Origin of the sequence: Paenibacillus ferrarius (assembly GCF_002027705.1) — a bacterium.
GTDB classification, from domain to species: Bacteria; Bacillota; Bacilli; order Paenibacillales; family NBRC-103111; genus Paenibacillus_E; species Paenibacillus_E ferrarius.
Genome location: NZ_MBTG01000006.1, coordinates 85,410 through 99,227, shown reverse-complemented (window position 1 = coordinate 99,227; position 13,818 = coordinate 85,410). Strand labels below are relative to the sequence as shown.

Annotated in this window: 9 protein-coding genes; 1 reads left to right on the top strand and 8 read right to left on the bottom strand. The window is 50.0% G+C overall.

Annotated features, from left to right (window positions below):
- Positions 1-193: 193 nt before the first annotated feature.
- The 3 genes from BC351_RS07755 to BC351_RS07745 form a co-directional block, all read right to left on the bottom strand.
- The gene (locus BC351_RS07755) at positions 194-1,012 is read right to left on the bottom strand and encodes an SPL family radical SAM protein (RefSeq protein ID WP_079410384.1); all 819 of its coding nucleotides are present in this window, start codon (positions 1,010-1,012) and stop codon (positions 194-196) included.
- A 708-nt stretch (positions 1,013-1,720) separates the two neighbouring features.
- The gene (locus tag BC351_RS07750; protein ID WP_341865974.1) at positions 1,721-2,287 is read right to left on the bottom strand and encodes a methylated-DNA--[protein]-cysteine S-methyltransferase; all 567 of its coding nucleotides are present in this window, start codon (positions 2,285-2,287) and stop codon (positions 1,721-1,723) included.
- Between the two features lie 122 nt (positions 2,288-2,409).
- The gene (locus tag BC351_RS07745; protein WP_079410380.1) at positions 2,410-2,952 is read right to left on the bottom strand and encodes a bifunctional transcriptional activator/DNA repair enzyme AdaA; all 543 of its coding nucleotides are present in this window, start codon (positions 2,950-2,952) and stop codon (positions 2,410-2,412) included.
- 157 nt (positions 2,953-3,109) lie between these two features.
- Between BC351_RS07745 and BC351_RS07740 the strand changes: the two genes are divergently transcribed.
- Entirely contained in the window at positions 3,110-4,060 is a 951-nt protein-coding gene (locus BC351_RS07740; RefSeq protein WP_079410378.1) for a DNA-3-methyladenine glycosylase family protein, read from the top strand.
- 128 nt (positions 4,061-4,188) lie between these two features.
- Here the strand turns inward: BC351_RS07740 and BC351_RS07735 are convergent, their stop codons facing one another.
- The 5 genes from BC351_RS07735 to BC351_RS07710 form a co-directional block, all read right to left on the bottom strand.
- A complete protein-coding gene (locus BC351_RS07735) occupies positions 4,189-4,995 on the bottom strand; it encodes a hypothetical protein (RefSeq protein WP_079410376.1) in 807 nt (268 codons plus the stop codon).
- A gap of 110 nt (positions 4,996-5,105) precedes the next feature.
- The gene (locus BC351_RS07730) at positions 5,106-6,326 is read right to left on the bottom strand and encodes a multidrug effflux MFS transporter (RefSeq protein ID WP_079410374.1); all 1,221 of its coding nucleotides are present in this window, start codon (positions 6,324-6,326) and stop codon (positions 5,106-5,108) included.
- Positions 6,327-6,424: 98 nt separating this feature from the next.
- Entirely contained in the window at positions 6,425-7,624 is a 1,200-nt protein-coding gene (locus BC351_RS07725; protein WP_079410372.1) for an MFS transporter, read from the bottom strand.
- A 180-nt stretch (positions 7,625-7,804) separates the two neighbouring features.
- Complete coding sequence (locus BC351_RS07720) at positions 7,805-11,374, bottom strand: OmpL47-type beta-barrel domain-containing protein (protein WP_079410370.1); 3,570 nt, start codon at positions 11,372-11,374, stop codon at positions 7,805-7,807.
- Between the two features lie 812 nt (positions 11,375-12,186).
- Positions 12,187-13,818 (bottom strand): helix-turn-helix domain-containing protein, encoded by a 1,632-nt coding sequence (locus tag BC351_RS07710; RefSeq protein WP_158082010.1) that lies wholly within the window; start codon positions 13,816-13,818, stop codon positions 12,187-12,189.

Genomic DNA, 13,818 nt, shown 5'->3' with positions numbered 1-13,818 from the left:
AGACGAGGGTGAAGCGGCGGAGCTTTCCGTGGCTCGCGCGGAGGTTAGCCGGTGGAAATGCTGCGAAGCTCTGTCGCTCGCGGGTTAGACGAGGGTGAAGCGGCGGAGCTTTCCGTGGCTCGCGCGGAGGCTAGCCGATGGAAATGCTGCGAAGCTCTGTAGCTCGCGCTGACGGATTAGGCGAGGAGAGGCCTCAGGGTAAAAAGCCTTGCTGGCTTAAGAACACACACTCCTGCGTAAAATGCCGCAGGAGCTGTTCGTGTACACGCCTATACGCATCCCGACTGTACCAGTCGGTCAGCCCCAGCGCGTCATAGATCTTGCGCACGCCGATGCGTTCCGTGCGCTTGCCTCCACTGCCATCGCCCATGAAATAGTCGTCGATGCACACACGATCCACGATGCCCGCCAACCGCTCGGCGAATTGCTCCGAGCTTGGCAGCACAGGCGCTATCGTGGCCTGCACGGGAATGCCGCGAGCCGCAAGCTCGCGCAGGGCTTGCAGCCGCGCCGGAATCGGCGGCGCGGACGGGGTGAACGCTCGGCGTACCTCCTCGCGGTCCGTCTCAACCGTCATGCTGACTCTTACGCGGTCGCCGAGCAGCTCGAACAGATCCGCATCCCGCGTTACCAGCGGGCTGCGGGTCTGCACAAACAAGAAGTCCGGCGGATGCACGGACATCACCTCCAGCAGCGAGCGGGTAATCCGCTCCTTATGCTCAATCGACTGGTACGGGTCCGTCGCCGAAGACATGAAGATCTTAACGGGCCCTTTGCTTTTGGCGCGGACCAGTTCCTTCGCTAGCAGCTCGGCTGCGTTATCCTTAACATCAACGAAGTCGCCCCAGCCCTCTTCGCGAAAAAGAGCCACCGGCATCTGCCTCACGTAGCAGTAAGAACAGGCAAAGACGCACCCGGTGTAAGGGTTTAACGTATGCGAATAGCCCTCTAGAAAGCCGCTGGCTTTGGTCAGAAGCTGCTTCGCTGATTTATGATTTACGTTTATAGACACTAGCTGCCCCCTCTTACTCTTACTCTTACTCTTACTCTTACTCTTACTACTTACTACTTACTACTTACTACTTACTACTTACTACTTACTCTTACTCTTCCTCTTCTACTCACTACTTTTACTTTCTACTTTCTACCTAACCTACCTACTACGTACCTACCTATTCCTCAACTCGTCATCTCATAGCTCCACTAGCATACCTCATCCACATCCCGCACATCAGCATGTCCCCTCCACCAAACGGAACTATGATCCTCTAATTGCCGAAAATAACGCATTATTTCGATGAAAGGGAACTGAGGTACGCTATTTCGTCCAAATTGTGCGATTTAGTGCAAATACGGCGAAATAGCGGACCGTAGTTCCTTCTGGATATGAAAATACACGTTTTGGCTCATATAGCGGATCTTAGTTCCTTTTGGATGGGAAAGATCTAGAGTTTGGACCACCAAGGGTGGATATCATTAAGGATAAGCTGCCCATATGGCTAACCAACTCTGAAAAGCCTGCAAATGTGCAGGCTTTTTCAACGTGATGGTGTGAAAAAAGGGAAAGGCCTGCGATTATGCAGGCTTTTTTGGCATTTTCATCTTGGAATCAAGAAAACACTTAAAAAGCCTGCACAATCGCAGGAATTCTTTGATTTTTGGCAGAACCAAGCCCAAAAGCCTGCACAATCGCAGGAATTATGCGCAAATCGCTGACCTGTTACGAGCCCATCACATTCGCTACCTCTGATATACCTTTCCCTATCCGTGCTCCCTCCAACTCCAACAGCTTCTCCTTATTCACCAATCCGCCCCGGTAGCCGGTAAGCGCGCCATTCTTCCCTACTACCCGGTGGCATGGCACCACGACGAGTATCGGGTTAGCGCCAATTGCTGTGCCTACTGCTCTGACCGCGCTTGGTTTATTCAGCGCCTGCGCGATTTCCGAATAGCTATGCGTCACCCCATGCGGAATCTCGTTTAGTGCACGCCACACCCCTTGCTGAAATTCGGTCCCGCGCAAGTCCAAAGGGAGTGTAAACTCGGTACGTAGTCCTCTCAAGTACTCCTCAATTTGAACAAGGTAAGGCTCGAGAACACTCTCCTTGTCTTCTATCCAGTTATACTCGGGGAATTGCTTGCGCCCCCAATGAATAGGAGGCTCCGCATCACTCTCATGAAATTGCAGATAGCACAGACCTCGATCCGTTGCTGCAAGGATGAAATGGCTCTCACTAATACGTACAATCCCCCAATGGATCAGTTTCTTCTGTTCTGTTTGCATCATCGAACCCTCCTCGGTTATGGTTATGGTTATGGTTATGGTTATGGTTATGGTTACGGTTACGGTTACGGTTACGGTTACGGTTACGGTTACGGTTACGGTTACGGTTACGGTTATGGTTATGGTTAGGTGAAGATAGATTGACGGAATTCCGTTGGCGTTAAACCGGTCTTTTTCTGAAACAGTGTGGCAAAATGTGCCGCATTCGGCATCCCCACCTGAACGCCAATCGCGCTCACCGCTTGATCCGTTTCATGCAAAAGCCGCTTAGCCGCCTCGATCCGTACTTGCTGAAGATATATGAGTGGCGTAACGCCCAGCACACGTTTGAAAGTTCTCTGCAAGTGATACACACTAGCATAGAAGTGGTCTGCCAAGATGGTGAGCGTCAGCGGCTCGGCATATCGTTCTTCGATATGGGTCTTCATCAGCATCACCCATTCTTCATCCGGCAGCCTGGCTCCGTCTGGCCTGCATCTTTTGCAGGGACGATAATTTTCGGCCATAGCTCCTTGGCGATCTATGAAAATCCGAACGTTCTCTCGCTTCGGCGGTCTCGATTTGCAAGAAGGTCTGCAGAAGATCCCGGTTGTCATCACTGCATAATAAAACGTGCCGTCATAGGCCGCATCATTCGTCACAATTGCTTGCCAAAACCGTTCGTGCATCAGCCTTTCACTCCTCTCAGAATTCCTCGTCCTCTACACACAGTATACCCAAACCCAGCTGGCGTTGTAAGGGTGTGAAGATGAGAAAGCAAGATTACAAAAGCCACTTTCCACGATAATAGAAGAAGAAACTTAATCAGGCAAAGGAGAACTAACCATGCAGCCGTATCAACCTTTTAACCCTTCCATCCTCCAATGGTGCGATTTGACGAGCACGCTTACGCTGCCAATCCCCGAGCCTTTTCGATATGAACAGAATATCGGTTATTTATCCCGCTCCACCAATGAATGTCTTTTCCATGTGGATAACTCGGAGATTTTCAAGCTTATCCGGATTGGGGATAACTCTGTGCTAACCGCTGTCAACAGTGAGGACAACCGTCTTCTGCATATTCGTTTGCTGACGCATCAGCAAGCCATGGTAACCCCTGCATTGCGCGCGGAAGTCGCGCGGTATGTGTGGGAATGGTTTGATCTGGGGACAAATCTTGCGCCATTTTACGCTTTAGCCAAGGGTGATCCCATTTTGAGTCAGGTTACGCAAGATTTCTATGGATTGCGACTGATGGGGATTCCCGATCTGTTCGAGGCGATGAGCTGGGGCATTATCGGACAGCAGATCAATCTGACTTTTGCCTATACGCTCAAAAGGCGTCTTGTGGAAACGTTCGGCACCCGATTCGATTGGGAGGGGCGAACCTATTGGGCGTTCCCTACGCCGCAGCGGATTGCTGAGCTGACACCCGATGCTTTGACCGTTTTACAATTCACAGGGAAAAAGGCGGAGTATTTGATCGGTGTTGCCAAGCTGATGGCGGAAGGGTTTTTGTCCAAAGAGGCGCTCTTTAGGAAAGAGGATTTTGCCGAAATGGAAAAAGAGCTGCTGCACATTCGCGGCATTGGCCCCTGGACAGCCAATTACGTCTTGATGCGCTGCTTGCGGAACCCCGCGGCGTTCCCACTCGCTGATGTGGGCTTGCACAACGCACTCAAGCATGTGCTTGGCTTGGAGCAGAAGCCTTCTCTCTCCCATATTCAAGAGCTTGCTGAAGGGTGGAGTGGGTGGGAGGCTTATGCCACTTTTTATTTGTGGCGTGTGTTGTATTAAGTGGCGATCCGATCAGGCAATAGGAATCGTTGGCGTCGTTTGCGTTTTGAAGCCATCGCCCATTCAGCTGCTCAAAGAAAAAAAGGCGCCCCTCTCGATCTTTCGATCAGAGGAGCAGCCTTTTGTAGTTATTTCTTGTCGGTTGGAGCTGATGCTACATCAGACTTTCCAACATGTTTCGGTCCGTCATGACGGGGCGGGGCGCTTGGATGCTCTCCGCCTTTGCGTTCGACGAAGCTTTTAAGTTCATCCGTTAAGCTGTCTTTCAGCTTGGCGATAAGCTCATCTTCCGTTATGCCTTTGGCTTGAGCAATTTCGGCAAGTGACTTGCCGGCTTTGCGCTCCGAATTCAACTCTTCTGCGGTGATTCCCAGCACTTTGGCAATTTCTTGCGGATTGCCCCAAATTCCTCCTGGCATACCGCCTGGGCGTTGTCCTGGACTAGGCGCTCCTTTGAAGTTCATTGTCTTCGGCTTAGCCTCGACAACTTTTTTCAAACGCTCCGCCAGACCCGACTTGAGTTTGTCGGCCTGTTCTTGCTTTATTTTACCCGCGCTTAAAGCGTCGTCAATCTTCTTCGTCTCAGCTTCCGTTAATTTACCAAGGAGAGCTTCCTCTGTCAGATTGGCTTTGTCGAGTGCAATTTGAGCCAGCGTTTTACCTTGTTTGATCTCTTCTTTCAGAACAGACGGGTCGATTCCGAGAATTGCCGCGTAATCTTGCGATCCTTTTCCGAACTCAAAGCCGCCTTTAACAGGTCCGTGTCCTTCAAAGCCTTTATGATTTCGATCCTTGAATGTTTCCTTCTGAGCCGCAGGTGTCGCTTTGGCCGTCTCGTCAGCGAAGACTTGATTATGCTGAAGCACGAAGCCGCCGCCTAATAGCAATGCTGCTGAGAGCGTACCAATCAGTACTTTCTTGTGAATTTGCTTCATCTTTTACTCCACCTTTTTCATGAATTGGTCGTATTTTCTTCAGTATAAAGGCTAATTGTGAAGAAAATTAGAACTCGTTTCGCTTCATGAGAAAAAGTTGAGGGACTGCGCTATGGCCTTCTGGTACGGGTTAGCACAACAAAGCAAAGGATCGCTCCCACTTCCATCACAGCAATGATAATGCCGAGTGGAACCGCGGTCTGGCTTCCCCCAATACCAACAAGCGGGGCAATGATGCCTCCTATGATAAATGAGAGCAAGCCCAACAACGCTGCCGCGCTGCCTGCCGTCTTCCCTTGGCTCTGGAGTGCTAGAGAAGAGGTTGCCACGGATACTGGACCCACACTGGAAACGATGAAGAAAAAGGCTGTCAAAATGACATAAAGCCCAGCACCCGCAAGGGTCGCGATAAGCAATAAGATGCCGCCAAATGCCGCCATTACAAGCCCACTCGCCAGCAATCGTTCATCGCTTATTTTGCCTGCGAGCCTTCCCGTCACTTGCCCAGCGATGATTACACCGATGCCGTTGATCGCGAAGCACAAGCTGAACATTTGCGGAGAAACTCCAAAAATTTCTTGCAAAACAAACGGCGAGCCCGAAATATAGGCAAACATGCCGGCAAAAACGAGCCCTTGCGTTAGCGCGTAGCCCATGAACAAACGGTCGGTCAACAAGCCGCGAAACGTTCGCAATGTGTTGGATAGCCCGCCTTTCGAGCGGCGCTCCGGCAGATGGGTTTCTTTTAGCCCAAGCACAACCGCAAAGAACATCACCACGCCAATTAAGCTCAGCACAAGGAAAACCCCACGCCAAGAGGTGAACTCCAGCAATTGTCCTCCTATAATAGGCGCAAGGATAGGCGCGGCCCCATTAACGAGCATGAGCAGCGCAAAAAACTTCGTCATCTCCACCCCTTCGTACATATCTCGTACAATGGCGCGCGAAATAACGATTCCTGCTGCCCCCGCCATCCCCTGAACAAATCGCAGGAGCAGAAAAAGCCAAATCGACGGTGCAAACATACAAAAAATAGACGCAAGCGCGTAAATAACAAGCCCGACCAGCAGCGGTATGCGCCTGCCCCGTACATCACTGACCGATCCTGCAATCAGTTGACCAATGGAGAGGCCAATCATGCAGGCTGTTAAGCTCATTTGTGCCAGCGAGGTTGTGGTATGTAGATCGCTCGCGATGACAGGCAGCGCCGGCAGATACATGTCTAACGAGAGAGGACCGAAGGAAGCCAGCGCACCAAGCACAAGCACGATCCACAAGCGAATCGGACGACTAGAAGAAAGGCTCGCTTGAGAAGCCATTGGATTGGACATAGATGATCACAACTTTCATTAAGTAGTTAATTTAAGCTAACATTGGGTGCTGGTTTTGTCTAGAGGAAGTTGCGTCAGCAGATTATGTTAGGGACCGTCTATCCAAAAAGCGACTGCTTCGCTTCCCTCCGACTGTTTAACTTCATCGTTAGTGCCGCCCCTAACAGGGCTGCGCCCGTTATGATAAAAACAAATTGAATGCTGATCCATCCTCCCAGCAGCCCGCCAATCAGCGGCCCTGCCATCATGCCAAACTGGTTTGCTGTTTGATTCAAGCTGATCGCTCTGCCACGGAATTCGTTATCGGCATATTGGACAATAAGTGCATTTAATGCCGGATAGACTGCAGCAAAAAACAAACCATAGCTAAACCTCAACATGCCAAACACAATTAAATTATGCGTGCCTAGCTGCAGGAGATTTCCGATGCCTCCGCCTATTAATCCAATATAAAGCGTTTTGTCATAACCGATTCGCTGCCCGATGATTCCCCACCTAGACCCCATAATGACGGTAGCTATACCTACGGCTGAGAAAATGATGCCTGAGCTCAGGGATGCCCCCTTGGCACTACCGCCAATCTCAACCACGTAGAGCGTCAGCAACGGCTCCAAAATCATAACAGACGTCGCCACTATAAGCGTCATGCTGAATATCCGCATCAACTGCTTGTTGCCTGCGGCTTGTTTCAAATCGTCTAAAACGCTGGGCCGAGCCCCTTTAGGCTTCTCATGGACTTCTTTCACCCAAATGAGGGCAATCGCTGCGGAAATGAGCATGATGCAGCCAGACACGACAAAGCATTCCCGTGTTCCAACCCAATGGCTAAGCAAACCGCCAACCAACGGACCGAGAATACCGCCAGTTGCCGTCGCCGTCGACATTACGCTCAAAGCGTAGCCTACCTGTTTATCCGGCGTATTCGTGCCAACTAAAGCAATAGCAGCAGGAATAAATCCTGCCATCAGCCCCTGCAAAATTCTAACAATAATAAAGATATAGGGATCATGTACAAAAAAAGTAATGAAATAAACCACACATAGGCTAAAACCGGATCGGATCAGCATCGGCTTCCTGCCATATTTGTCCGCTAACGATCCCCAATAGGGCGCAATCAAGGCGCTTGCCAAAAAGCCAACTGAAAAGGTCACTCCTGACCAAGCCTCAACATCACTACGAATGCCCAGCTCTTCCTGCAAAAAAAGTGGAATAAAAGGTATCGAAAGCGTATAAGCCATCCCACAAAAAAATACACCAATCCATAAAATGAACAGATTACGTTTCCAGCGGAATTCCATGCTTTCACCACCTAAAGTAAAATTAGTTGCAACTGCCACTAAATTTACCATTGCCTTCTCAAACCTGTCAAACAAGGATCAATAGAAGTTTTTTATCCAAAACGCTTCTGAATAGTCTGGTGAAAGAAAACAAAAAAGCCTCTAACCACTCTTTTCAGAGCAGCCAGAGGCTTTACGTACTTACTTCGTTACGTTAACCGTCAACTTGTCACTCGAGGTAACGCCGCCCGCACTGACCAATTCGCTGCGGTACTCGTACACGCCAATGGCTTTGCCGGTAATCGTCGTTACAGCGCTTTGTGCGTTAGGTGAAGCTGCTTTTAGGGTCTTCGTATCCACGAGGACACCGTTTTCGTACAAACGATACTCTGTCGCGTTCGTTCCCCACCACATGTTCATGGTTACTTTGTAGTTGCCGTCCCCATCCCAATTATCTTGGGACAATACCGGTTTGCCTGGGGAAGCTTCCGTGATGGTCACTACCAGCGGACTGCTTTTTGTTGTTCCGAAAGAATTGATAAGTTCACTTGTATACGTATAAGTGCCGTTTCCTTTACCCTTCACATCCACTTTAGCTACTTGCGCCGCAGGAGAAACGTCTGTCAAAGCTTGTGTGCTAATGAGTACGCCGTTCTCGTAGAGTTTGAAAATGGAGCCGTTGTTGCCCCACCACATGTTCATCGTTACTGTGTAGTTGCCGTCTTTGATGCCTGATTGCCCATTGTTATCGGATAAAACAGGACTACCTGGCGCTCCGACAGACAGTGGCTTCGCAACGGAGATGGTTACTGCATTCGTTTGTACCGTTTTTCCGTTCAACGTTACGGAAGCTGTAATTTGCGCAGTACCATTCGCAACTGCACTAACAACTCCATGAGCATCCACAGCAGCTACTGCCGCATTCGTTGAAGTGTAGACTACTGCTGCACCGCTTAAATCCGCTGGCGCTCCATTGCTTAATGTACCAGTAAGACTCGTAGCTGTCGTTTCGCCTGGTTTCAATGACGTTTGTGCTGCTGAAAGCGCAGCTTGACTAAACGTTACACCTGTTCCGACATTGAACGCTTGCGAAGCTTGCGTTACGTTGCCAGCAGCATCCGTTACATGATATTGCACGATATGTTGACCTACTGCCAAGCTGCCAGCCGCAATCGTTTGACCGCTAGTAATCGCGTTGCCATCCAGCGTCAACGTTTGTTCAGCTACCCCTGAAAGCGCATCTGAAGCGGCTAATTCAAATTTCAATGTGTTCGCATTCGTTACATTCCCAACCGCATGACCGGATTCTGTTAATACAGCCGTTGGCGCGGTTTTGTCCAATTTGATTTGCAGCTTTTGAGCCGCTTCTGCATTGCCCGCAGCATCTGTTGAGAAGAACCCAACCGTGTTAAGACCTTCCGTTTGAACGACGAATGGGCTTGTATACACAGTTGAAGCACCACTGTTAATATTATAATTCGTTGTTATTGCACCCGCTTGATTATCCACTGCGCTAAGTGTGACCGTCACATCATCTTTGAACCAGCCCTGAGCATTCGCCGTGCTGGATAATGCAGCTGTTGTTACTGGTGCCGTCGTATCAGCTTGTGCCGAGAAATCACTTAGCCCTCTTGGCTTCAATTGGTAGACACCTTTGAAGATCGCTGCCACACCTTTGATGTTAACTGTTTGTCCAGCCTGATAAGGGAATGTGCTTTGTGATAAGCCAGTGCGCGTATCCACGCGAACATGCGTACTTGCTGTGCCATTCGCCGCATCAAACTCAAAAGATCCAGCTGGTGTTGCGCTGATAATATTGCTTATTGTTACATTGTCCAGCTCAACTAATTGCCCTTGGTTGTCCGCTCCCACCGCTGCCACAACTGCTGCCGCTGGAACTTCTGAAACACCTGTCTTGGCAATGGCTACAGGATCTGTTAGCTCTAACTCGGTATTGTAAAGGGCCGTAGGAGCCGTTACCTTCACCGTATCACCGAGGTGGAAACCGCTCAGGTTTTGGAACACATAAATTCCGCCTGTAGCATCCTGCAAATAGAACGCTTGCCCGCCAAAAGCGCCAGGCTCCGTCGTTACTACACCCTCGACAGTTACCAATGTGCCTGCTGACTTACCGCGTGCATCCGAAATGGCAATCTTGGCCGGAATCGGGTTCTGCTCTTCTGGCAGCGGCTCAGCCGGAACGTTGGCGATTGTTACGCCTTCTGTTTTCAAGTTCGTGCTGTTTTGGCGAAGCCGCAAGTTAGCTGCCGCCGCCGTACCCTGCTTAATACGAACGTTCAAATCTTTGTAAGCATGACCGTTAATATCTGAGGTCAGACTGAAGGTTGAGCTGTACCCGTAAGCGGCTGGCCATGTGCCGTCGGCATTTTGAATCATTGCCACCTGCGCCCCGCCGGTTACTAGATAAATGCCAGCGCTGTATCCTGTTACGGTTGTTGCAGCAGGCAAGTTGTCAATTACGACACGGATTTGAAAATCCTGCGCATTCGGCAATGTAGCTTGATGCACGAAGCTGTACGCAGCGCTCGCCGTTGCGGTTGGTCCGCCATAGGAGCCGGGTTTAAATGTGCTGCGATCGTACCATTTGTAGCCTGCTTCAGGTGCTGCCCAAGGCTCTGGCTGCGGTTCTGTAGAAGCAGCAGGTGCTTCAAACGGCAGCAGGGCCGTCGGTTGGTCCAGTTGAAGGCCGCTTACTTCAGTCAGGCTTGTGTAGCTTTCTTTCTTGGAAAGCCAGTTCACCATATTAACGAGCAGCGTACCGTCATTTACTTCTTTGAAGCCATCATAGGTCGTCTTTTTGGCGCCTGTATCTTCGCGCAAATATTTCGGCGTCGCATCTTCAACCGGTGAAGAATCCCCGATGAAGCCCGCCTTGCCTGCGCCAGCTTTTGCTACCGCTACATAAGGACCCTCGGCAATGCCGCCTCCATTGTATACACCTTGGTCAACTGCATTAGCCCAAGCTGCGTTCGTTTGCGGCAGGTAGACGATGCCTTTGGCTTTGGTCGGATCGATAATAGCAAGGGTTGAACCCGCATGCATGGCAACTTTGGAAACGCCGGTCGTAATGCCAAAAGCTTGCTCTGGAGCTACAATTTGATTCGCATCAATATCGCCCAAAGCATTGTATCGGAAACGCAATCCGAATTGCGTCGCTAGCCAATCAGAGCTGGCAACATCCTGCATAGCAGATGAAGCACTTTCTTCGGCACTCATGCCTTTTGCCGGATTCGTCCATGCCCCACGGCGATAGCCGTTGAATACTTCCGAACCATCCCAACGGTTCTTGTTGCGGTCTGCATTATAATGATCTGCGATGAAGAAGATACTGCCGCCTCCCTGGACATATTGTGCCAGCGCAGCTTGTTCACTTGTTTTGTAAGGGACATTTGATTCTGCAACCACAAATACATCATAGCCGCTCAAATCGCTCAATGTTATCGGAGTAGTTTTGCGAAGTTCTTTCACATAATACCCGTTATTCGCCAAAGCATTGGCAAAATCCGAAAATCCGCCGTCGATAACCCAATCCGCTGCACCAGCGGTTTGCTCATGCGTATTGTCGAACAATACTTTTTTACCTGCATTTTCATTCACGACTTTGGCTTCAATAAACGGAGCCGGATCGCTCGGTCCCTCGGCCATTACGACCTGCAGCGGACTTGTAACCAAGACCTGCAGCGGTAACGCTACTGTTAATGCGAGTGCTGATTTTACTAGTTTTGCTTTCCATCTTGCTAACCTACTCATTACGATTCCTCCTTAGCGTGGGCTGAGTCAAAAACAGTGACATAAGTTATGACTTCATCGATAGACAAGCCATGTTCCGCCCTTTATTTTACCATGGTTCAAAAAGGAATAGTGAGTTTTTTTTGTAAAGATAAGGGAATCGATTTAGAATGACCAACCTGTTGTTACTTTTAAATGCGTCCAATTGGCTTGCCTTCTGGAAGTTCACTACCTGATGCTCTGAATTGTTCATATATATCGTTCTATTTTATCTGTAACCGTTTTCAATTTTTTGCAGGCTCGGCTGGCTCTTGGGGGGTTTTGGCTTGGTTTGGGCTTTGAGACTGCCTTTTTCGCAGGCTCAGCGGCGGGTGGGTACTTTTTGTGCGCCGAGACTGCTTTTTGGGCTGGCTCGGCTGGTTCTTGGGGGGTTTTGGCTTGATTTTGGCTTTGAGACTGCCTTTTTTGCGGGCTCAGCGGCGGGTGGGTGCTTTTTGTGCGCCGAGACTGCTTTTTTGGCTGGCTCGGCTGGTTCTTGGGGGGTTTTGGCTTGATTTTGGCTTTGAGACTGCCTTTTCTGCTGGCTCGGCGGCGGGTTGGTGCTTTTTGTGCGCCGAGCCTGCCTTTTCGGCAGGCTCGGCTTGTTTTAATTTGTTTTAGGGGGTTACGGGTTACGGGTTACGGGTTACGGGTTACGGGTTACGGGTTACGGGTTACGGGTTACGGGTTACGGGTTACGGGTTACGGGCACGGGGGAAGTTTTCTGAGTTACTGAACATCCGCACTTTAAGCCGCAACCAGCCACGACCATTCACCAGGCCGCGCCATCCCCACTACCCCTGCTGAGCGCCCTTGGACTGGCCGCGGAATACATTCGGCACGAAGCCCGTATGTGCTTTGAACAATTTGCCGAAATAGTTTTTGTTTTCGTAGCCGAGCATGTCGGAGATCTGTTCCACCGTTTTATCGGTGATTTCGAGCAGTTCTTTGGCTTTCTCCATTTTCATCCGAGTGACGTATTCGATGAAATTCTCGCCGGTTTCCTTCTTGAATAAACGGCTGAGATAGCTTGGATGCAGATGCAGATGTGCCGCGGCATCTTCGAGAGAGACCTTCGTGTGCAAGTTGTGATAAACGAAGCGCTGGCACTCCAGAATTTCACGATTATGAGATTCGCGGTAGACTTGGCCTGCCCACTTGATGGCTTGCTGCAGATAATCCTTCAGCCACAGCTCGAGCTCGCGGATCGATGATATTTCGTGGACATCATGATGCAGCAGCTCGGAGGAAAAGGTCGACTGATAATGCTGAAGCGATTTCAGTCGCATCCGCACATCGAGGATCATTTTCAGGAGCCATTCCTTTACCTCCACTGGCCGAAAGCGGTGATATTGAATGAAGTCAATCCACTTCGAGACATAAACATCAATCAAGTCGAGTCGTTCATCGAATACCACGCTTCGAAACTCGTCCAGTGTCGTAGCGTATTGCGCTAAAAGCAAGCCTCCGTCCCCAAAGCTATCTCTGACACTTTCCAGGGCGAGCACAGAGGATTCCGGCAAATAAAACCGCATGTGCTTCACTTCCGCCATCCGGATCAATTGATCCTTGAGCGAGCGCGGATCCTTGGCGGGTTTCCCCGTTAAGAAAGAGAAGGACATCTTCACATACTGCTGCAGGCAGCTTTGCAGATGTCTTAGCGTCTGCTCCACTTTCTGAGTGTTGTTGACATGCAGCTTGGCGTAATGAGGAAACAACAAAATGATTTCTCCCGTATCATAGGTGAACAGCGCGGTATCCATCTGCTCGACCAGCAGTTCTTCCACGATATTCTCAATGGTGTACGCAAAGAGATCCTTGGATTGAAACCGGTGATCTGCCTCTTTCATCCGATTCACATAGCCGAACACCGGCAGCACGCCATGCTGCCCAAGCCGAATGCCGAATCCCTCGGCTTTCCCAATCCATTCCTCCGCATCAAAAAGCGGTTCGTTGACCGTGCTTCGAATAAAATGCCGCTTCGCCGAACTGCGGTTCAGGGCAGCCTCTTTTTCTAGCTTGAGACTTTTGGACAGGACCCCACTCTCCACATCCAACTGTTCCTTTAACCTTTTTAGCATCTCGGAAATGTTCGTTGCGTTCATCGTTTCTTTCAGCACATATTCACTCACCGACAATTTCACTGCTGCTTGCGCATATTGAAAGTCGTCGTGACAGGAAAGAATAACCGCCTTCACATGAGGATGCACATCCCGCATCCCGCCAATAAGCTCCAAGCCATTCATCTCGGGCATGCCAATATCGCTGATGAGCACATCTATTTTGCCCAATCGTCCCGCTTCAAGGGCATCTAACGGATTCTCATAAGCGCCAGCCAGATGAAATCCGAGCTTGTTCCATTCAATCGCCGTGGTCAGAAATTCCAGAACCGGCAAATCGTCATCCACAATCATTATTTCGTACAT

Coding starts and splice junctions, on each gene's coding strand:
- BC351_RS07750 (WP_341865974.1), bottom strand. CDS start 2,287: ATGATGCAAACAGAACAGAAGAAACTGATCCATTGGGGGATTGTACGT.
- BC351_RS07745 (WP_079410380.1), bottom strand. CDS start 2,952: ATGCACGAACGGTTTTGGCAAGCAATTGTGACGAATGATGCGGCCTAT.
- BC351_RS07740 (WP_079410378.1), top strand. CDS start 3,110: ATGCAGCCGTATCAACCTTTTAACCCTTCCATCCTCCAATGGTGCGAT.
- BC351_RS07735 (WP_079410376.1), bottom strand. CDS start 4,995: ATGAAGCAAATTCACAAGAAAGTACTGATTGGTACGCTCTCAGCAGCA.
- BC351_RS07730 (WP_079410374.1), bottom strand. CDS start 6,326: ATGTCCAATCCAATGGCTTCTCAAGCGAGCCTTTCTTCTAGTCGTCCG.
- BC351_RS07725 (WP_079410372.1), bottom strand. CDS start 7,624: ATGGAATTCCGCTGGAAACGTAATCTGTTCATTTTATGGATTGGTGTA.
- BC351_RS07720 (WP_079410370.1), bottom strand. CDS start 11,374: ATGAGTAGGTTAGCAAGATGGAAAGCAAAACTAGTAAAATCAGCACTC.
- BC351_RS07710 (WP_158082010.1), bottom strand. CDS start 13,818: ATGTACGAAATAATGATTGTGGATGACGATTTGCCGGTTCTGGAATTT.